Consider the following 19,572-nt stretch of genomic DNA (forward strand, 5'->3'; position numbering starts at 1 on the left):
AAATCATGTCACTTTTAAGTTTAACTCTGTTCGACCATTGCTCAGTTCCAGCTGAAAATGAGAGTCTTTCTTCTTTTGAAGTTAATGAACCAATATCAATTGGTATTGAAAACAATAGTGCTCTTGAATCTAACGTAATTCTGGATACAGACTTGTCTACCTGCCCTATTGACAGTAGCTGTATTGAAACACCTGATTTTGAGTTGATAAACAATGATTTTGAAATTACGGCTATATCGGATGATTTTTCGTCAGCTAGTGAACATACTAGCTCTGATTGTGGCTCTGGTTTTATGCTAATCGAAGATAACTTCGTTACGTTTGATGATGACCACGGCGCTTGTTCTTGGGGTGATGACATCTCAATGTCGATGAACGCGGAGTTTTAAATATGCCTGTGATTATTCACATAGCGCTAAAACTGGTATTAGTAATCTAATCGATGGCTGTATTTATGATTCTAAAACGCCGTCTGTATAGTGCTGTGAACACGCGAGCGCTGGTATGACGTTATTTCAATGTGCCTTATTTGCAAAGTTAATATTGTTTGCAAGGAGCTTGGCTCATACCAACCGTTGCCAAATGGCTCTACAAAAAATTTGAACAATAAGATGAGTATGAAAACTCACAAGTCCTCGTTAGTTAGTGTTCTCATTTGCCCACTCACATAGTGGGCTTTTTTTACCCAAGTGAATAGTTTTTGCATAGTTATGCATTTCAAGGTTCATTTTCGAGATGCACAACGTTAATTCGAATAAAAGCTCCTCAATGGGATTTTGAGATGCTTAAATTAAATCAATGGCACCACAATCAAATTTTCAATTAAAACTCGTTAGAGAGGTTTATAGGTTTGTTATTTTTGATGTACTACTTAAAAACAAGACTATTAACTTAAATTAGCATCATGATATTTTTAGATCAAAAATCATCACTCTCTCTTTCTATCTAATTCTAATATCTCTATCTAGATCTAGAGGGAGTTTCTAAAAAATGACAACTTACGAGTTAACTGCATGATTTTGATAAAATAAAGTGGGTATTATTTTGTTATGCGGGTATTTTTCAGTTATGTTTAGAAATCATATTTTTCAATGAATACATTTTTTATCAATGACTTACGCGGGTATTTTTTAGTTATATTGGTTGGGTATTTTTCAGTTATTTATAACAAAATAGTACCCGTTAAACATAACAAATTAATACCCACGTAAACGCTTTAAATTCATCATGTTAAAATTTTTAACCAATGATTTCTCAGTGAAACATAACTCATGTGCAAGATAAACCTAACAAAATAATACCCGTCTCATTAAAACAATTTAAATTCATAAACTTACTGGTTTGCTGCTTGTTTTTTGAACATGAATTTATAACAAATTATTACCCGCCCTGTTTTTGTCGGGTGTGTGGGTGGTTATGCAAGATTTATTCAGTAGCTGCATCCTTTTTTCTCACTTCCAAAATTTATCTTGCGACGAAGGCTGTTGTGTTTACATTTTTTTGGAAACGTGAAATTCGGTAAAATACTCTTATCTTCTTTGAAGAGATATTTAAATTAACTTACTAATATATTTGGAGTATTTATGAAACCATTAATGACTATCGAAGAAACTTGTGCTGCATTGCGTGTGTGTGAAAAAACTTTAGGTGAATACCGTAAATCTCACCCGTTTAAAGAGCTTATAAAGTGCTATAAGTTTTCACGTAAGAATGTACTGTTTTGTCCAGACTCTATCATAAAGTTTCGCGACGCCTGCCACGTTAGATAATTTAGCAGCTATAAATAGGAAAAAAGCCCCGACTTCGGGGCTTTCTTTTTGCTGTTTGAGTTTAAAAGCCCCAATTAATTGAGGCTTGTTGCATGTGGCTCTATGCGGCCTGTTTATCTCCCAAATCAAGAAAATCTCGTATTAACTTTCGACCTTGCTCTGTGTGAATTATATCTTTAACAACGCGTGTCGCACCAGGCAATACCGAGTTAATAAACTTTGCATAGTCAGGCTTTCCAAAGATCTTCATGATCTCACTTCTCAATTGTTGTTTTTCATCGTTTTCAGCCTTTCTCATACGGTCTTTCGCTTGACGGCCAGTCTCTCTTAATCCCGTATCTTTCAAAGTGTCTATATCATCTAATATACTCTGGTGGTGAAGCTTAAAGCCTTCTAATTTTAGAAGAAATTCAAACCCATACTCTTCTTCTGAGAAATCATAATGCTGCTTCAAATTGTCCATAAAATCTTTTAGTTCACTGGATTCTCCATCAGTTGCGTTTACCGAGTGATGCATAACAAGTTTAGAAATTAACGTGGCGCGGCTTAAATCAGTTTTATTTGATGCTAAATATACCAAAGACTTAACGTTTGTTTTTAGGTGTTTACGGCACATAGTATTAAATGCTCCTGATTTTCCTTTTACAGCGTCAGCACTAATCTTTCCTTTAATACAATTAATTGGGCTGTAGTCTTTTACTAGCTTATCGAGGCTTCTTTTAGAAAAAGGTTTTGTTGGATCTGAAGGCTGTACAAATAGCCACTCAGATTTAAAGTTAAAGAAATTATCGTTATGCCACTTAATTTGATCTAACAATAGCTCCTTCAAAGTATCGGTAACAGGCATCACAAACTCTTCACCATTTTTCATATCTGCTTCCTCGCCTTCATAAATACCATCAGGATATGTAATCTTGCTAGGCGATTCTAAGCAATCAATGTATTCCAGCTTTACATTGCAAACATTAATTGGTCGAACACCTTGAAGGATCATGTAACGAACAGCGTTTTTTTGATTAACGCTAGGTGCCATTCCCATATTTACAAAAAGTTCAGCAATCGACTTTCTATCGGTATGAGCCTTAGAAGGAAGTGGCTTTTTCGTTTTGTTTATAACGTATTTTTTACTTAGACCTGATAGATGATTCTCACCATCATTAAATTGTTGGCTAGCAACATCCCAAACGCGCTTTAGCTCATCTACAAGCTCTCTTACGTAAGCCTTACCTTCGAAATCTTCAATAATCTGGTTAATAATTTGAACCATAGAGGTCAACGTAAGCTCGGAAAACCTTTGCTTTTCAGAAAAATAAGGACGAAGAATGTTGATACGACTAATGTAGGTATTGGCTGAATTTCGCTTTAATGATCCTGCTGATACGCGTAATTCTAAATCTTTTTCATAGGCATCAAATGCAGCTAAAGGGCTAACATTATAATCTCTGTTTGTATTCGTTAGTTCTAAAGCTTTTGCTTTGGCTAATTCAAAGTCCATTTGAGGCAAAGTACCAATCTTCCTATTTTTTAACCCAAACTTTTTAGGAAAGTCAGTAAAAAAGTGTGTGGCTTTATTTGTGAAGAGCACTCTAACGTAGTGCACCTTGCAATACTTGCTCTGTCTTAAGTCTGGCCTTTTACTATTTGGGGTTAACTGGTGTTGCTCAACAAGATATTGACTCATGGTTTTATGCAAAGTCACACACTTTTCAATGTCTAACATCGATCCAATGCCTTTTACACTTTTCCATTCTGCCTGAGCGTTCTCAAACTCTTCTAAAGTGACTTTATTTTGGTTATTTTTTTTCATAACAATTTATCCGTGAGGCTTTAATTTAAAGGACTCCAACTAATTTTGGCCTTTGGCCTACACACACGTGGTAAATTGTATGAGAAGAGACATTTCCAAAAAACTGGAAACACAATTAAACACAAAGTTGTGTGACTAACTGTGTTACTAATTATCTCCATTTATTGTAAAATAGCTTCGCTAATAGTCGGTTATATCTCAGCCCCTAGATTAGCGTAACAGGGCTGAAAGCCAGGTTTTTACTAACTTTACATAGAGAATTCAACTATATGGCTTTATTGATAAACGCCAAATGCATCAACTGTGACATGTGCGACCCCGAGTGCCCAAATGAAGCCATTTATATGGGCGCCAAAATCTACCAAATAGACCCTACAAAATGCACTGAATGTGTGGGCCACTACGACAAGCCGACCTGCGTGAGCGTATGCCCCATTGACTGCATAAAGCCCGACCCTAATCATCGTGAGAGCTTAGATGAACTGGCTGAGAAATATGTCAAATTGACGGGGTAGTTTGTTGATTGGTTTTTTATGTTTCATCGGGTTACGAAGCTAAAGTTGCGACACTGTCGCAACAATTAAACTGCTCGCATATTACGTATTGTTATCGATAAAAACCTCCTCATATATTTTATAATTAAAACTCAAAAACCCACGACCTTTGCTGTATGATAAGCCAATAAATTATATTGATATTCTTGCAAAGAGAGACCACATGGACGCTGCATCAAAAAAGCCTGCTACAAAAAAAACCGCAAAAAAAACACAAGTCGGGTTTGAAGAGTCCCTTTGGGATGCCGCCAATAAACTGCGTGGCAGTGTTGAATCAGCCGAATATAAGCACATTGTTTTAAGCTTAATCTTTCTTAAATTTATTAGTGACAAGTTTGAAGCGCGTAAAAAAGCCATTATTGCCGAGTACGGCGACGAATACATCGACATGGTCGACTTTTACGCGATGGATAACGTGTTTTACCTACCAGAAGACGCACGCTGGTCGTACATTCAAGCCAACGCTAAGCAAGGCGATATAGCCGTTAAAATAGATACCGCACTACACGCGGTTGAAAAAAACAATAAATCACTCGCCGGTGCATTGCCCGATAACTACTTTTCACGCTTAGGGCTTGATGCCAGTAAGCTTTCAGCGCTTATCGACACCATTAATAATATCGACACCATTGCCAACCAAAACGAAAAAACAGAAGAAGACTTAGTTGGTCGTGTTTACGAATACTTTTTAGGTAAATTTGCCGCATCTGAAGGTAAAGGCGGGGGCGAGTTCTACACGCCTAAGTCAATTGTTACCCTTATTGCCGATATGATAGAGCCATTCGAAGGCAAAATTTACGACCCTTGTTGTGGCTCGGGCGGTATGTTTGTGCAATCGCTTAAGTTTATTAATAGCCATAACGGCAACCAAAAAAATGTGTCTATTTACGGGCAAGAGTACACTAACACCACTTATAAACTGGCTAAAATGAACCTTGCCGTGCGCGGTATTTCGGGCAACTTAGGCGATGTAGCAGGCGATACCTTTTTTAAAGATCAACACCCCGACCTAAAAGCCGATTACATCATGGCAAACCCACCGTTTAACCAAAAACAGTGGCGCGCCGATAACGAATTAGTCGACGATGCCCGTTGGGCAGGTTACCCAACACCGCCTACCGGTAATGCCAACTATGCGTGGATCATGCATATGATCTCAAAACTCAGCGAGCATGGCACCGCAGGCTTTGTACTAGCTAATGGCTCAATGAGTTCAAACACCAGTGGCGAGGGCGATATTCGCCAAAAAATAATCGAAAACGACTTAGTCGATTGTATGATAGCCCTACCAGGGCAACTGTTTTACACCACAACAATTCCAGTTTGTTTATGGTTTATAAGTAAAGATAAACGCGGTAATAACGAAAAAGGCCTACTAAAACGCCGCGACCGCCAAGGCGAAACCCTATTTATAGACGCCCGCGAAATGGGCTCTATGGTTAACCGTACCTTAAAAGAGCTAACTAACGACGACATCGCTAAAATTACCCAAACCTACCACCTTTGGCGCGGCGAAGAGCTTGTAACAGATAACGAGCAAAAATATGAAGATATCGCCGGTTACTGTAAATCAGCCACCCTTGCTGATATTAAAGCAAACGACTACGTACTGACCCCAGGGCGCTATGTCGGTGCTGCCGATATTGCAGACGACGGTATTCCGTTTGAGACTAAAATGACCGAGCTCAGCCAAACCCTTTATAGCCAAATGAGCCAAAGCGATGAGCTTGATAAAGCCATTCGTAAAAACTTGGAGGCGCTGGGTTATGGGGAGTGATTGGCCATTGGTTTCTTTAGGTGATTATTGTGTGAAAATTGGTAGTGGTGCTACACCAAGAGGCGGAAGTAGTGTCTATAAAGAGTACGGTGAAATATGCTTGATACGAAGTCAAAACATCTACAACGATGGGTTTAAACCTCAAGGACTTGTTTACATAGATGAAGATGCTGCAAAAAAATTAAAAAATGTGGTAATCGAAAAAAATGATATTTTATTAAACATTACAGGTGATTCAGTTGCTAGGGTATGTCTTGCAGTAGAGAGCTATTTACCTGCAAGGGTAAATCAACATGTCGCTATTATCAGACCAAACCCCAAAGAGTTTGATGCGAGGTATTTACGTTATGTGATTTCAAGCTCATTTATGCAAAAGGTTTTATTAAATCTTGCTAGTGCAGGGGCTACGAGAAATGCTTTAACTAAAACGATGATTGAAACATTAGAGGTTTCTAAACCACCTTTAATAATTCAAAAAAACATTGCGGATTGCCTTGAATCTCTTGACGATAAAATATTTTTAAACAACCAAACCAACCAAACCTTAGAACAGATGGCGCAGGCGTTATTTAAGAGTTGGTTTGTTGATTTTGATCCCGTGTTCGACAACCTACTTGCGAGCGTTAATTTTAAGTTAGAAAACCTTGAAACTAGTCTGCCTGACGAGTTAAAACAAAAAGCACAGCGCCGCTTAGCGGCACTGAACAGCTTACACAATGCGGCCGAAATAAAAACCTCACTCAGTGCGCTTGCTCACGAGTTACAAGCACAGTTACCTACAAAAGAAGCAACAAAAGACGCAACACAATCAGCAGTGCAAGTATCAGAAAAAGCCGCTGAAACACCCGTTAAAGCAAACTTTAACGCCAACCCTACAATATTAGCGCAACACGCAAACACCCACGCCCACTTCCCCAATGAGTTCGAGCACAACGAACAACTAGGCTGGATACCAAAGGGTTGGGAAGTGGAGTCAATTTATGAATCAATTGATATAGTATACGGTGCTCCGTTCAAATCTAAGCAATTCAACAATGATGCTATAGGGTATCCTATTATTCGTATTCGAGATTTAAAAACAGGGTCTCCACAAAATTGGAGTGATGAACTACATCCAAAGCGGACGCTAATAAAAGCAGGGGACATTGTTGTTGGAATGGATGCAGAATTTAGAGCGACAGTCTGGTCAGGAGAAGATGGTTTTTTAAACCAGCGCTTATTTTTAGCTAAAGGAAGAAAAAAATATATTAGTAATTTATTCATTAAATACTCATTAGCTCCACTTTTAGCATTTCAAGAACATACTCAAGTTGGTACAACTGTTGCGCACTTGGGTAAAAAAGAAATTGATCGTTTCGAAATTCTAATGCCTTCAAATTCGATTCTTAAGCAATCTTCTGATTTTTTTGAAGATATTAAAGATAAAATTGTTCAGAATTATAAGTCTACGACTCAGCTAACAAAACTCCGTGACACGCTACTACCCAAGCTCATCTCTGGCGAATTACAAATACCCGATGTAATCACAGATGAAGAAGTAGTCGATTAATAACCTTAGCTGAGCGTTTAAAGGCAAAATAAAAAGAATAAGGATGTTTGATGAAATTTACTGAAGCCAAATTAGAACAAGCGGTGGTTGAGTTATTAGGCGAGCAAGGCTACCCGCATTTATTAGGTGGTGAGCTTACTCGTAGTAACAGCGAAGTATTAATTAAAGACGACCTCCGTGCTTTTTTAACCAAGCGTTATGCTAAAAATAATATTACCACGGGTGAAGTAGACTCAATAATTGCAAAGCTCGAAAAACTCCCTGCCAGTGATTTATACGAAAGTAATAAAACCTTTTGTAAGTGGCTGAGTGATGGCTTTTTGCTTACACGCGAGCGAGGCAGGGTTGCAGGCAGTGCAGCGCAAAAAGATTTGTATGTTCAGCTGCTAGATTACGATAACGTTGAGCAAGGTATTAAAAGTAGCATAATAGCAGGCAGTGCTATGGCTACTTTAGATAAAGTAAGTGAAGCCAGCGTTACTTACCTGCAAGACGACAATATTTACCGGTTTGTTACCCAGTTAGAAATAGAAAGCCCCACCAGTTACGACAACATTGAACTGCGTATTCCTGATGGCATTTTATATGTGAATGGCTTGCCATTAGTGGTGTTTGAATTTAAAAGCGCAATACGCGAACAAGCCCCAATTTTTGAAGCGTATGAGCAGTTAACGGTACGCTACAGGCGCGCTATTCCGCAGTTATTTGTGTTTAATACCTTGTGCGTTATAAGCGATGGCGTAAACAATAAAATGGGTAACTTATTTGCGCCGTATCAGTTTTTTTACTCGTGGGGAAAAGTAACGGGGCAAGAGCTAACCGCGCAAGAGGGGATTAACTCGTTACATACCTTATTGCAGGGCTTGTTTGATAAAGCGCGTTTGCGCGATGTAATGCGCAACTTTGTGTTTTTCCCGGATTCTGATAATAAAAACGCAGGCAAAAAAGAGATAAAAATTGTGCCGCGTTACCCGCAATATTATGCGGCTAATAAACTGTTCGAAAATATAAAACGCCACTTAAAGCCACAAGGCGATGGTAAAGGCGGTACGTATTTTGGCGCAACGGGTTGCGGTAAAAGTTACACCATGCAATTTTTAACACGCTTGTTGATGAAAAGCGTTGAGCTTAAAAGCCCCACCATTATTTTAATTACCGACCGAACCGATTTAGACGATCAACTTTCGCAGCAATTTGGCAATGCTAAAACCTACATTGGCGACGATACGGTAAAAACAGTGACCAGCCGTACTCACTTACGTGAGTTACTTGAAGGGCGTAACAGTGGTGGGGTATTTTTAACCACCATTCATAAATTTACCGAAGATACCCAGTTATTAACCGACCGCACTAACGTTATTTGTATTTCTGATGAGGCGCATCGTAGCCAAGTAAATCTTGATCAAAAAATTACCATTACCGACAAAGGCGTAAAAAAGACCTTTGGTTTTGCTAAATACCTGCACGATTCACTGCCAAACGCTACCTATGTTGGTTTTACCGGCACCCCAGTAGACGCCACGCTTGATGTGTTTGGTGAAGTGGTTGACTCGTACACCATGACTGAGTCGGTTAAAGATGAAATAACCGTACGCATTGTGTACGAAGGCCGCGCCGCCAAGGTGTGTTTAAACAATAGCAAGCTGGCCGAAATTGAAGCTTATTACAAAGAGTGCGCCGATGCAGGCAGTAACGAACTGCAAATAGAAGACAGTAAAAAAGCCACCGCTAACATGAATAGCATTTTAGGCGATCCTGACCGCATACGTGTATTAGCAAGGGACTTTGTTGAACATTACGAAAAACGCGTTGAGGAAGGTTCTACCATTGCAGGAAAGGCGATGTTTGTGTGTAGCTCGCGTGGCATTGCCTATCAGCTGTATCAAGAGCTAGAAGAATTACGCCCACAGTGGTTTGATGTAGTAGATACCGAAGACGCGCAAACACTATCAGATACCGAGCGAAAGCGCGCTATTAGCGAGGGCCGTATTGCAGCCCCCTCTGAAAAAGTAAAAATGGTGATGACCCGTGGTAAAGACGACGTTGAACGCTTATATAATTTACTTGGCAGTAAAGACGAACGTAAAGAGCTTGATAAGCAATTTAAAAACAAAAACTCAAACTTTAAAATAGCCATAGTGGTCGATATGTGGCTAACCGGTTTTGATGTGCCATTTTTAGATACCATGTACATAGATAAGCCATTGCAAAAGCACAGCTTAATACAAACTATTTCGCGGGTTAACCGCCAGTTTGAAGGCAAAGATAAAGGCTTAGTGGTTGACTACATTGGTATTAAATCTGAAATGAATAAAGCGTTAGCGCAGTATTCAAAAACTGACGAAACCAATTTTGAAGACATTACCGCCTCGGTTATTGAGGTAAAAAACCACTTGGCGTTACTTGCCGAGTTATTTCATAAATTTGACAGCAGCCCCTACTTTACAGGCGAAGCCGTTGCCCAGCTAAACTGTTTAAACCACGCCGCTGAGTTTGCGCTAATTACCGAAAAACGCCAAAAGCGTTTTATGGATTTAGTAAAGCGTTTAAAAGCCGCTTACGATGTATGTTGTGGCAGTGAAAAAATAAACGAAAACGAGCGAAACCACATTCACTTTTACCTTGCCATTCGTTCTATTATTTACAAGTTAACCAAAGGCGAAGCGCCCGATACCGCGCAAATGAACGCCAAAGTACGTGAAATGATAAGCGAGGCCCTACAAAGCGACGGCGTAAAAGAAGTATTTAAACTCGGTAATGAAGACGGCGGCGAAATTGATATTTTTAATGACGACTACATCGCTAAAATAGAAAAAATAAAACTCCCCAATACCAAAATAAAAATACTGCAACAAATGCTAGCTAAAGCCATAGGCGAGCTTAAAAAAGTAAACCAAACCCAAGGTATCGACTTTACTAAACGCTTTGAATCGCTGGTACAGCGCTACAACGAACGAAAAGAAGATGACGTACTGGTAAGTAGCGTACTTGATGAATTTTCAGACAGTATGGTTGATATGATTTACAGCGTACGCGACGAAATGAACGCCGGCGACGAGCTAGGCATTGATATTGAAGAAAAAGGCTTTTACGACGCCTTAAAAATGCTCGCCATTAAATACGACTTTGACTACCCCGAAGACAAGCTCATTGAGCTTGCTCAAGCAGTAAAAGTAATTGTAGACGATAAAGTTAAATTTGTTGATTGGAATCACCGCGACGATATTAAATCATCACTAAAAGTCGAGCTGATTTTAATACTCGCTAAATTTAAATACCCACCAATCAGCCGCGATGAAGTATACAAAGAAATATTTGAGCAAGCGCAAAATGTAAAAGCGAATAAAGAGGTGTAAAGCCGATGATGATTCGTTTGTTTTGCTGATGATTGTTGAACATTAGTAACGTTTTTGTTGCGAGTATAAGTTTTAGAATTGAAAGGGTGATGACAGGTTGGATAAGGTTATTTTTTATCTGGCAATTTTTTAACTACAAGGAGATGACATGGCGGTTGAAGTTGCAAGTTGTACTTTAGCTCAGTTGTACAGTAAGAAAAGTATTGTCAGTGCTAATGGAACTGAAATTCATGGTAAGTTAGCCATACCTGAATATCAGCGACCTTATCGCTGGGGGGAAGTGCAAATAAAAAAACTGCTTAGTGATTATCAGCTGTTTTTAAGTGATTTAGCACAAAGTGACACTGCTTATGGGTATTACTTAGGCAGCGTGATTTTGCATCAGTCAGCAGAGAATGGACAGTTAAATATTATTGATGGTCAGCAACGCTTAACCACTTTAGCATTGATTGCCTATGTGAAAAGTTTGGCTAATCAGCAAAATGAACTAGATGTATTTGAACTTAACCTAAGCTACGACTCACCAGAATCGCAACAACAAATCATTAAAAACCTTGCTTGGTTACAGCAATTCCTGAAAAGCAGTAATGCTAGCCAAATAGCTACATTTGATGCAAATAAAATCAATTTGACGCTTGTTGTTACGCGCTCAGAAGATGATGCTTATCGTTTTTTTGAAACTCAGAATACCGGTGGGGTAAGGTTAAGTGGTCCAGACATAATTAAAGCGCATCATCTTAGGGCTATTGCACGGAAAAACCAAAATGAGTTTGCCGCTAAGTGGGAAGCGTTGGGCGATTTAAACCCAGTTGTTGCCTTACTAGTTAAAGGTCGCTACTGGCAAAAATTGTATAACCGAAGTGTGCCTTCTCACCGTCAACCACATTTAGTTAGAAGCGCTGTAGTACATGAACTTGGCGAAAGCACCGGTAAAGGTGATGATATTGCTTTTGGTCGATTTGAACGAATTTACTTAACTGATGGTGGCCAAATAGACAAACAAGCGCAACAAGGTTATGAGCTAAGGCAGCCGTTAAATAGCGGTATAAATACCATTCATTATTTAAGCTATTTTGAGCAATTAAGAAGCAAGTACTTAACCAGTGTTATTAAGAATAATCAGGTAACTGCAAATAATACCGTGCAAGTAGGGAGCCCCCTTGCACGCTTTTTCCATTTTTATCAAAACCTGATCTGCCAACTCGACGGTTGTAGTTACGTTAAAGGATTATACGACACCGCATTGCTTATTTACATTAGCCAATTTGGCGAACAGCAACTGGATATTGCCGCGAAAAAACTGTTTCGAGTTATCTACTCACTAAGAGTAAGCAACCAAAAAGCAGTGAGAGAAAACTCCATATCAGCGTTTGTTCGCGATAATCCAGTTCTTGACTGGATTACAGCTAGTTACACACCAAACATGTGTTTTGATTATTTAGATCGTTTTAGTTTTAAAACTGATCCTGCCAATTTAGCGGTTGATAAAAACAGCGTTAAAAAACGCTTTATATTTAAGGTATGTGAATATTTTGGAATAAAAGTTATTACTAGCCTTGCTGCACAAGAGCTTGCTGATACTTATACCGCAAAGATAGATGATTATATTTTAGTATTAAGCAAGCGTAAAATGGATGGAGTGCTACATGGATAACTCATTTAGTAATGTTGTTAATAAAGAATACACTAAAGACAAGGTATGCCAAATGACACAAGATCGCGTTGAAACGCAGGTGCTGACATTAAATTACATTCAAACGAATGAATATCAATTTAGTATACCGAGTTATCAACGCCCTTATGTTTGGCCTGATGAGGCTGTATTAAAACTCTTTAAAGATATTAATGATGCACGAGTGGCTAAAGAAGCTAATTACTTTATTGGTACAGTGCTTACTTCAATTGAGCAAGATGAAGATGGTAATAGCTTTTATGAGCTAATTGATGGCCAGCAACGCACCACCACGTTAATACTTATTGCGCTTGCTTTTAAAATGGCAAAAGTTGATTCCGCCATTGCAGGTATTGCGGCATTTAAAAAGCAGCCGAGACTGCAATTTACTATTCGTGATCAAGTTCAACAATTGTTAGGTAGTTTGGCTGGTCTAGATGATTACGTATTCCCTGGGCTAGAAGCCATCGGTGAAAACCCATATTTAAAGCGCATATATGCAGCGTTACAAGTATTAGAACAACAAGTAAAAGCCCTTAAGCACGAAGATCGCATTTTATTAGGCGATTACATTTTTAATCATGTGCAATGGGTAAATAATATTGTACCTAAGCAAATGGATTTAAACCGCTTATTCGCCACCATGAATACTGCCGGGATACAGCTTGAGCAGGCTGATATATTAAAATCAAAACTGCTTAAACAAGTTTCTACAGATAAGCCTTTATTCGATGCCATGTGGTTAGCATGCGAACATATGGAAAATTACTTTGAACGTAATGTACGTAAAGTTTTTCCTAACGCAAAGTGGAATGATATTAAAGCAGAGCATTTAGCTTTCTTTGACGAAACGTTATTTGTAAAAAATGCTAGCAGCACTACGCAAAAACAGGGCTTAACTATTATGCAACTAGCAGAGCAATTAAAAGCAAGTACAGAGACTAGTTGCAAAGAAGATGAAGGCTGCAAACCTGACAATGAGCAGGACGCTGGCACCTACGATTTAGAAACCGAAACCGTATATTGTCGTCCCATTATTAGTTTCCCATTATTACTTATCCACGCTTACCGCATTTATTTGGCTAACCGTGCTGTAGAGTTAGGTGAAGACACTAATGATGTTATTCCTCGTGTACATGCTGATAAGCTACTAGAAACCTTTGAGCCATTAACAAACGCCAGTGAAGACAAAGTTAAAGAGTTTATTAAAACGTTGTGGCAAGTGCGTTATCAATTTGATCGTTGGGTAGTTAAATGGGTTGAACGTGATGATAATGATGACGAACAATTACGTTTAACCTACCTGACACGAAGCGAATCAAGTGGCAAGTGGTACATTAATCGTAGCCAAAAAGAGTTAAACGAACTAGTTATGCTGCAAAGCGTACGTAACTTTACCGGTGAACGCAGTGCACAGTATTGGATCACACCATTTATTGCAGGCTTGATAAAAGGTAATATTACTGAAGATGCGCAAGCTATAGCGCTGCTTGAAAAAATTGATAACGATTTATCAATGGCTAGTGAGTCTGAAACTCAAAAAATAGCCAGTTTCAAGCAAGCTAAACAACAGCAACCAGAAGTAGATTCTTGGCAAGCAAAAGTTGGTTATTTTGCCCAAGCGAGAGGAACCAGTTTTGAACATTATTGGTTTCAAAAACTAGAATATGTTTTGTGGAAAAAAGAGCCAGATAGGCAGCTAGAGCAGTTTAAAAAGTATCGTATAACAGCTAAAAATTCTGTTGAGCACGTATATCCACAGCGTGAAGAGCATCAAAATGTGTTGGAGCGAGACTTTTTAGATGCATTTGGTAATTTAGTTTTATTAAGCCCTGGTGAAAATTCGTCATACAGCAACCAGGCGGTTAAGAAAAAATGGGTTGATTTTGAAGCCAAACCGCAATATGACTCTTTAAAGTTAAAAGCCATGTTTAAACTGTTGAAAGAGCAAAATGATTGGCAAAAGGAGCAAATAAAACAACACCAGAAAGAAATGTTAACAGCGTTAGCAGAGCATTATGGTTACACGGAATAATTATGCGATTAAAGCTTGTAGAGCAAGTGAATTTGACCACTGCCATGAGAGTTAAGCGTTAAGTGCTTTGCCAAAGCAAATAGAAGCCCCGATTTGGGTAATAAATCTTTTTTAAGCAGCTATTTTAGGCTAACTGCGTGGAATTTTAATGGGTGTAATTTGTTAGGTTGAATCAGCATCTTAATTTTTTGTGGAAGATAAAAAGCCATGATGTTCTATCTCACCTTTATATATTGAGTAAGGCATAATGAATTCACACCGCCATTTATTAATTTTAGAGTTTGTGCCAATAGCGCCTGGCTCTATCTCGACCCACCAGTTGCAGCAAAAATTGCTTGAACGTGGCTTTGATATTTCAATTCGTATGCTGCAACGCGATCTACAATCACTTTACGAGCAAGGTTGCTTTGGGCTTGAAAAAGATAGCCGCAGTAAGCCCTATGGCTGGTCTATCAATGCGCAGTGGCGAAGTAGCAACTCAAGAGTAATGAGTACCGAAGTTGCAGAGCATTATTTGCTGCTAGAGCAATTACTACCGCAATCTATACCGAGCGATGTTAAACGCTCAGTTCATATTAAAGCAGAGCAGGCGCTTAAACGTGTTAATGGGCATGTGCCTGACTGGCTTTCAACTCTGCCAAAACCGTCGTTAAAAGTGAATATTGATAGCAAATTAGTTGCGCAAATTGAGCATGCGATTAAGCATAAGCGTGCTGTGAGCGCTGAGCTTTATAGAGTGCTGTACGATGAGGCACATTGGTTAAAATTTACTGAGCTGAGTTTTTATAACTTAGTTGAGCAAGGCGGCGTGTTAATGGCGCAGTTTATGGTGGGGTCGCTTCACGATAAATGTTACCAGATGCCGGTTTATCGCATTCGCAATGTTCATATCCTGCAAAAAACACGACGAGAGCCAACTGCTGAGCAGTTAAAGTCGTTACGCAGTGCGATTAATAAAGGTATGAAGCAAGAAACGATTGAGTTAGTTGTGAAAGTACCCAGCGACTCGGCGGTTAATCAAGGGTTTATTGAGCTTGGTGAGCTGACTGACAAGCAACATATTGATGAAAAAAATGTATTATTTACCTATCAAACTATTGATACTGAACAATTAACCGATGAGCTATTTAAATGTGCTCATTGGCTGGAAGTTATTAAACCTGAGCGCATTAGAAAAAGAATTACCACAAAGCTTAAAGCGGCTGCTAGTAACTATCAATAACGCTAATTAATTTGAGTGCGTCAATTTTTGACGCACCTATTTGTTATGCTCCTTTAAAAGTTAAGGAGTGGTTATGTTTCAATTAATTCAGCAAAATGATGGTTTATCGATTGGTGTATTTGGCATTGGTGGGTGTGGATGTAATACGCTTAATAGTATTTTTGAACAACGCGAGTCTGAGCAGGCGCACTTGTACAGCGTTAATACCGACAAAGTAGTGCTTGAGCATACACAGAGTGATGAAGCAGTACTGATAGGTGCAGAGCTCACTCATGGGTATGGTGCAGGAGCCGACCCTAAAGTTGGGCTGCAAGCGGCGGAAGAGAGTAAAGAGCAGCTTTTAATGCTTATTAATGGCTGCGATATAATTCTGTGTGCAACAGGGTTGGGTGGCGGTACTGGGACTGGCGCTAGCCCGTATATTGCAGAGCTTGCTAGTGAGCAAGGTAAGCCCATTATATTTGTTGCTACACTGCCATTTAGTAGTGAAGGACAGTTTAGAAATAATATAGCGCAAGCAGGTTTAAATGAGCTTAAAGAGCATGCTAATGCGGTTATTACGCTCCCTAACGATCAACTTATTGAAGTGCTTGGTAACGATATAGGATTATTTGATGCGTTTAAACACTCAAACCAAATACTCCACTCACTGATAAAATCACTCATCGATATGCTTTGTTTTCAAGGGCTTATAAATGTTGATTTAAATGACTTTGCTAAAATTATGGATTGCCAGGGTGATGCAGTCCTAGGTGTTGGTAAATGCGATGAAGAAAACGAGCTTACTACTGCACTTGATAGTGCACTCAATAACCCACTTGTTAATCAGGTAGATATGTCATCAAGTACGGGTGTAATAATACAAGTAAATTGCAAAGATGAAATTTCACTCGGTAGTTATAACCTCATTACCGATACAGTGCGCCAGCGGGTCAGCCCAAACGCGTTAGTTATTTGTGGTGTTTCTAAAATTGAAAATTTAGCAATGAATTATGAACTGTTGATCATCGCCACAGGAGCAAGCGCTAAGATAATTGTTGAACCTTTCGATAATGCGCCTAGTAGCGAAACCGAACAGTCGCCAGCTGCAAGAGCTAAACCTCAAGCTTCTGATATTTTTGACATACCAGCGTTTATACGTAATCAAGCACCAGCTCCTTGTGGAAAATAACTATGTTAGGGCCTGTTGACCTTTCAGGATTAAAATTTGTTCAATCTAGGGGCCATTTAATCGCGGCGCGAGGTTTGTAACCTAGTGGGCTCGATAACTGCTCCTGCGTTATTCTACTGGCTTACATCCATGTAAGAATTAGTAAAAACCGAGCAAAGCTTCCGCGTCCTGCTCACGCCCCTTACCTACATCCATGTAGGCAACAAAGAGTAAATGACCCCTAGGCAGAAACCCTTCGGGCAGCGCCTGTTTGGCATTTATGCTACGTTATCGCCTATTTATGGGGAACAACCACACTACATAGGCTCTGTCTTGCCTAATTACCAAACAGACTGCTGCAAATTCAACCTCGAAAGATAAACAGGCCCTAGTTACTGCTTTGAGAGTCTGAATACATTTTTCAGTGAGATAACCCTATGAATGTATATTTAGATGATGAAAGAGAAACACCAACCGGTTGGTTCAGAGCCTTTTGGCCTAGTGAAGTGATTAAACTTTTGAAGACTGGTAAAGTAAAGCTGCTTAGCCTTGACCATGATTTAGGGAATGATAATAAAGGCACTGGCTATGACGTTTTACTTTGGATTGAGCAGGCAGTGTTTATTGATGGCTTTGTACCGCCAACAATAGCCGTTCATTCAGCCAATAGCTCAGCACGAATTAAAATGGAACGCGCAATTACACAAATTAATTTACTGGCTAAAAATCAAAAGGGTTCTAAACGCTGTGATGGCGAGTGGTGAGCTTTGCAAGTAAACAGGAATATTTTTATGAATACGTTATACATTACAGGAGCTGGTGTGAGTGCTGCTAGTGGTATTCCAACTTTTCGTGGTGAGGATGGCTTTTGGACCATTGGCAGTAAAAATTATACACCCATGCAAATGGCAACCCGTGCCATGTATAAAAATAATCCGCGAGAATTTTTAGCTTGGTATTATCATCGCTTTGCTACCTATCGTAATCATGGCCCTAACGAGGTGCATCATTGGCTTAGCGACAAAAACCTAATTACCCAAAATATTGACGGGCTAGACGGCAAATCCGGTAATAAAAATTATATTGCTATTCATGGGCGGCTTGATCAAATGACCTTATTTCATAAAAATGGTCTGGTAAAACCGCAAACAGCACCTTGGGATAAGGTCGATGAAAATCGTTTAAATGACTCATTACTTGAGCTGTTTAACATTGAAAATAATAATCCTAAGGTCAATCGCTCGTTTAAACCCTATGTGCTGCTATTTGATGAATATTACACGGAACTTTACCGTATTACTGAAGCACAACAGCGAATGATTGATGCCGATAAAATGGTGTTTATGGGTACTTCGTTTAGCGTGAACATTACTCAAATGGCGCTGGATATTGCGCGTAATTATGCTATTCCAATTGAAATTGTTGACCCTGATCCAGTTCACGTTATGCATACAAACGTAAGCTATAAAAAAATGACTGCATTGGAGTACATACAGCAACAAGGTTAGTTAGGTAAATAACCTGAACTCTGGATAATAAATCTATCTCAAGCAGCTATTTACAGCGCTAACTACGTTGAATTTACTTGCAATAGGCGAGCTATTGACGCGTAATTTCGCCTTGTTTTCACTGGAAATCTCTGGCTAGAGAAAATAAACATAAATATCAATTTTGATTCAATACGTTAGTAAATCTCTTAACCAAAGTTCAGGTTAAATAGGTTATGTATTGCTGCTGGTATACATAACCTATTATGCGTTATTAATAATCAGTACAACTTACATTATGTTATTGTTGGTATTTAATTCACGCTGGTACTCGTTATTTTAGGTACTTAAATACATTATTAAGAAGACGGTAGCAATGTTAAGTATTTCTCTTGGACCTTTGGTTATTTCCATTTCTCAGTTAATTATTTTTTTAGGGTTAGGCATTTTTTGGGGGCTTACCTATTTATTAACGCGCCAACATCCATTACAAAAAGCGATTTTAGATACGGTTTTTAAAGCAATTGTGGTGGGCTTTTTAGTCTCGCGTTTAGCGTTTGTGTTTACTATGTGGGATGCTTATCAAGGTAATTGGTGGCAGCTTTTTAATATTAGCGACGGTGGTTTTATTGGTTATTATGGTTGGCTCAGCGGCATAGTGGTTTTAGCGTTTTATGCCCGTGGTAAAAAAGCGGTAATGAAACACTACGCTATTGCTGGGTTTGTTGGTTTTTGTTCAATGATTATTCCTAATTTTGCGCTGTCTATTTACCAAACGGGTGTGCAGTTACCGCAGTCTGTTGTGCATAATATTCAAGGGCAGCAAGTTAACTTACAAAACTTTAAAGGTAAGCCGGTGGTGATTAACTTTTGGGCGTCGTGGTGTCCGCCGTGTCGAAAAGAAATGCCGGTGCTACAAGCGGCTCAAAAAAATAATCCAAATATTACGGTGGCGTTTGTAAACCAAGGCGAAGACTTACACACGGTAAAAGCGTTCCTTGATGAACAGCAACTCGACCTTAATCATGTGTTTTTTGATCAAAGTAGTAATGTGAGTCGCGAATCAGGTGCTGCGGGCTTACCAACCACTTTGTTTTATAACAGCCAAGGTGAGTTAGTCACCAGTCATATGGGAGAGCTTTCTCATGCGAGTTTAGGCTATTATATTCAAGCTATTAGTGATAATAAATAACG

The 19,572-nt window shown here is 39.1% G+C and carries 14 protein-coding genes; 13 read left to right on the plus strand and 1 reads right to left on the minus strand.

Going from position 1 to position 19,572, the window contains the following annotated elements:
- Nucleotides 1-5 precede the first annotated feature (5 nt).
- Together BG00_RS15205 and BG00_RS17725 are read left to right on the plus strand one after the other, a co-directional pair.
- Nucleotides 6-389: a hypothetical protein gene (locus tag BG00_RS15205; protein WP_036983732.1), complete on the plus strand. Its 384-nt coding sequence runs from the start codon at nt 6-8 to the stop codon at nt 387-389.
- A 1,194-nt stretch (nt 390-1,583) separates the two neighbouring features.
- Nucleotides 1,584-1,769, plus strand: a complete 186-nt coding sequence (locus BG00_RS17725) for a helix-turn-helix domain-containing protein (RefSeq protein ID WP_150111322.1) — start codon at nt 1,584-1,586, stop codon at nt 1,767-1,769.
- A gap of 100 nt (nt 1,770-1,869) precedes the next feature.
- Here BG00_RS17725 and BG00_RS15215 read toward each other — a convergent pair whose 3' ends face one another.
- Complete coding sequence (locus BG00_RS15215) at nt 1,870-3,576, minus strand: hypothetical protein (protein ID WP_036983734.1); 1,707 nt, start codon at nt 3,574-3,576, stop codon at nt 1,870-1,872.
- 269 nt (nt 3,577-3,845) lie between these two features.
- On the opposite strand from BG00_RS15215, the gene BG00_RS17530 reads away from it, so the two are divergent.
- From BG00_RS17530 to BG00_RS15270, 11 genes are all read left to right on the plus strand, one after another.
- Entirely contained in the window at nt 3,846-4,091 is a 246-nt protein-coding gene (locus BG00_RS17530) for a YfhL family 4Fe-4S dicluster ferredoxin (protein ID WP_081762928.1), read from the plus strand.
- 202 nt (nt 4,092-4,293) lie between these two features.
- Nucleotides 4,294-5,907: a type I restriction-modification system subunit M gene (locus BG00_RS15225; protein ID WP_036983737.1), complete on the plus strand. Its 1,614-nt coding sequence runs from the start codon at nt 4,294-4,296 to the stop codon at nt 5,905-5,907.
- Nucleotides 5,897-7,456 carry a restriction endonuclease subunit S gene (locus BG00_RS17825; protein ID WP_036983739.1) on the plus strand — a complete coding sequence of 520 codons (1,560 nt, stop codon included), beginning with the start codon at nt 5,897-5,899 and terminating at the stop codon, nt 7,454-7,456. Before BG00_RS15225 ends, BG00_RS17825 begins: the two co-directional genes overlap by 11 nt.
- 50 nt (nt 7,457-7,506) lie before the next feature.
- Complete coding sequence (locus tag BG00_RS15235) at nt 7,507-10,812, plus strand: type I restriction endonuclease subunit R (RefSeq protein WP_036983740.1); 3,306 nt, start codon at nt 7,507-7,509, stop codon at nt 10,810-10,812.
- 148 nt (nt 10,813-10,960) lie between these two features.
- Nucleotides 10,961-12,466: a DUF262 domain-containing protein gene (locus tag BG00_RS15240; protein ID WP_036983741.1), complete on the plus strand. Its 1,506-nt coding sequence runs from the start codon at nt 10,961-10,963 to the stop codon at nt 12,464-12,466.
- Nucleotides 12,459-14,519: a DUF262 domain-containing protein gene (locus tag BG00_RS15245; RefSeq protein ID WP_081762929.1), complete on the plus strand. Its 2,061-nt coding sequence runs from the start codon at nt 12,459-12,461 to the stop codon at nt 14,517-14,519. Before BG00_RS15240 ends, BG00_RS15245 begins: the two co-directional genes overlap by 8 nt.
- 247 nt (nt 14,520-14,766) lie before the next feature.
- Nucleotides 14,767-15,741: a helix-turn-helix transcriptional regulator gene (locus BG00_RS15250; RefSeq protein ID WP_036983742.1), complete on the plus strand. Its 975-nt coding sequence runs from the start codon at nt 14,767-14,769 to the stop codon at nt 15,739-15,741.
- A 73-nt stretch (nt 15,742-15,814) separates the two neighbouring features.
- On the plus strand, nt 15,815-16,912 hold the full coding sequence (locus BG00_RS15255; RefSeq protein ID WP_036983743.1) for a cell division protein FtsZ: 1,098 nt from the start codon (nt 15,815-15,817) through the stop codon (nt 16,910-16,912).
- A 416-nt stretch (nt 16,913-17,328) separates the two neighbouring features.
- Nucleotides 17,329-17,655 carry a cyclic-phosphate processing receiver domain-containing protein gene (locus tag BG00_RS15260; RefSeq protein WP_036983745.1) on the plus strand — a complete coding sequence of 109 codons (327 nt, stop codon included), beginning with the start codon at nt 17,329-17,331 and terminating at the stop codon, nt 17,653-17,655.
- A gap of 27 nt (nt 17,656-17,682) precedes the next feature.
- On the plus strand, nt 17,683-18,399 hold the full coding sequence (locus BG00_RS15265) for an SIR2 family NAD-dependent protein deacylase (RefSeq protein WP_036983748.1): 717 nt from the start codon (nt 17,683-17,685) through the stop codon (nt 18,397-18,399).
- 355 nt (nt 18,400-18,754) lie between these two features.
- Nucleotides 18,755-19,570: a TlpA disulfide reductase family protein gene (locus BG00_RS15270; RefSeq protein WP_036983750.1), complete on the plus strand. Its 816-nt coding sequence runs from the start codon at nt 18,755-18,757 to the stop codon at nt 19,568-19,570.
- Nucleotides 19,571-19,572 lie beyond the last annotated feature (2 nt).

The sequence above is a fragment of the Pseudoalteromonas sp. SCSIO_11900 genome (assembly GCF_000576475.1).
In the GTDB taxonomy this organism is placed as follows: domain Bacteria; phylum Pseudomonadota; class Gammaproteobacteria; order Enterobacterales; family Alteromonadaceae; genus Pseudoalteromonas; species Pseudoalteromonas tetraodonis.

Coding starts and splice junctions, on each gene's coding strand:
- BG00_RS15250 (WP_036983742.1), top strand. CDS start 14,767: ATGAATTCACACCGCCATTTATTAATTTTAGAGTTTGTGCCAATAGCG.
- BG00_RS15235 (WP_036983740.1), top strand. CDS start 7,507: ATGAAATTTACTGAAGCCAAATTAGAACAAGCGGTGGTTGAGTTATTA.
- BG00_RS15225 (WP_036983737.1), top strand. CDS start 4,294: ATGGACGCTGCATCAAAAAAGCCTGCTACAAAAAAAACCGCAAAAAAA.
- BG00_RS15240 (WP_036983741.1), top strand. CDS start 10,961: ATGGCGGTTGAAGTTGCAAGTTGTACTTTAGCTCAGTTGTACAGTAAG.
- BG00_RS15205 (WP_036983732.1), top strand. CDS start 6: ATGTCACTTTTAAGTTTAACTCTGTTCGACCATTGCTCAGTTCCAGCT.
- BG00_RS15215 (WP_036983734.1), bottom strand. CDS start 3,576: ATGAAAAAAAATAACCAAAATAAAGTCACTTTAGAAGAGTTTGAGAAC.
- BG00_RS17825 (WP_036983739.1), top strand. CDS start 5,897: ATGGGGAGTGATTGGCCATTGGTTTCTTTAGGTGATTATTGTGTGAAA.
- BG00_RS17725 (WP_150111322.1), top strand. CDS start 1,584: ATGAAACCATTAATGACTATCGAAGAAACTTGTGCTGCATTGCGTGTG.
- BG00_RS17530 (WP_081762928.1), top strand. CDS start 3,846: ATGGCTTTATTGATAAACGCCAAATGCATCAACTGTGACATGTGCGAC.
- BG00_RS15265 (WP_036983748.1), top strand. CDS start 17,683: ATGAATACGTTATACATTACAGGAGCTGGTGTGAGTGCTGCTAGTGGT.
- BG00_RS15260 (WP_036983745.1), top strand. CDS start 17,329: ATGAATGTATATTTAGATGATGAAAGAGAAACACCAACCGGTTGGTTC.
- BG00_RS15245 (WP_081762929.1), top strand. CDS start 12,459: ATGGATAACTCATTTAGTAATGTTGTTAATAAAGAATACACTAAAGAC.
- BG00_RS15270 (WP_036983750.1), top strand. CDS start 18,755: ATGTTAAGTATTTCTCTTGGACCTTTGGTTATTTCCATTTCTCAGTTA.
- BG00_RS15255 (WP_036983743.1), top strand. CDS start 15,815: ATGTTTCAATTAATTCAGCAAAATGATGGTTTATCGATTGGTGTATTT.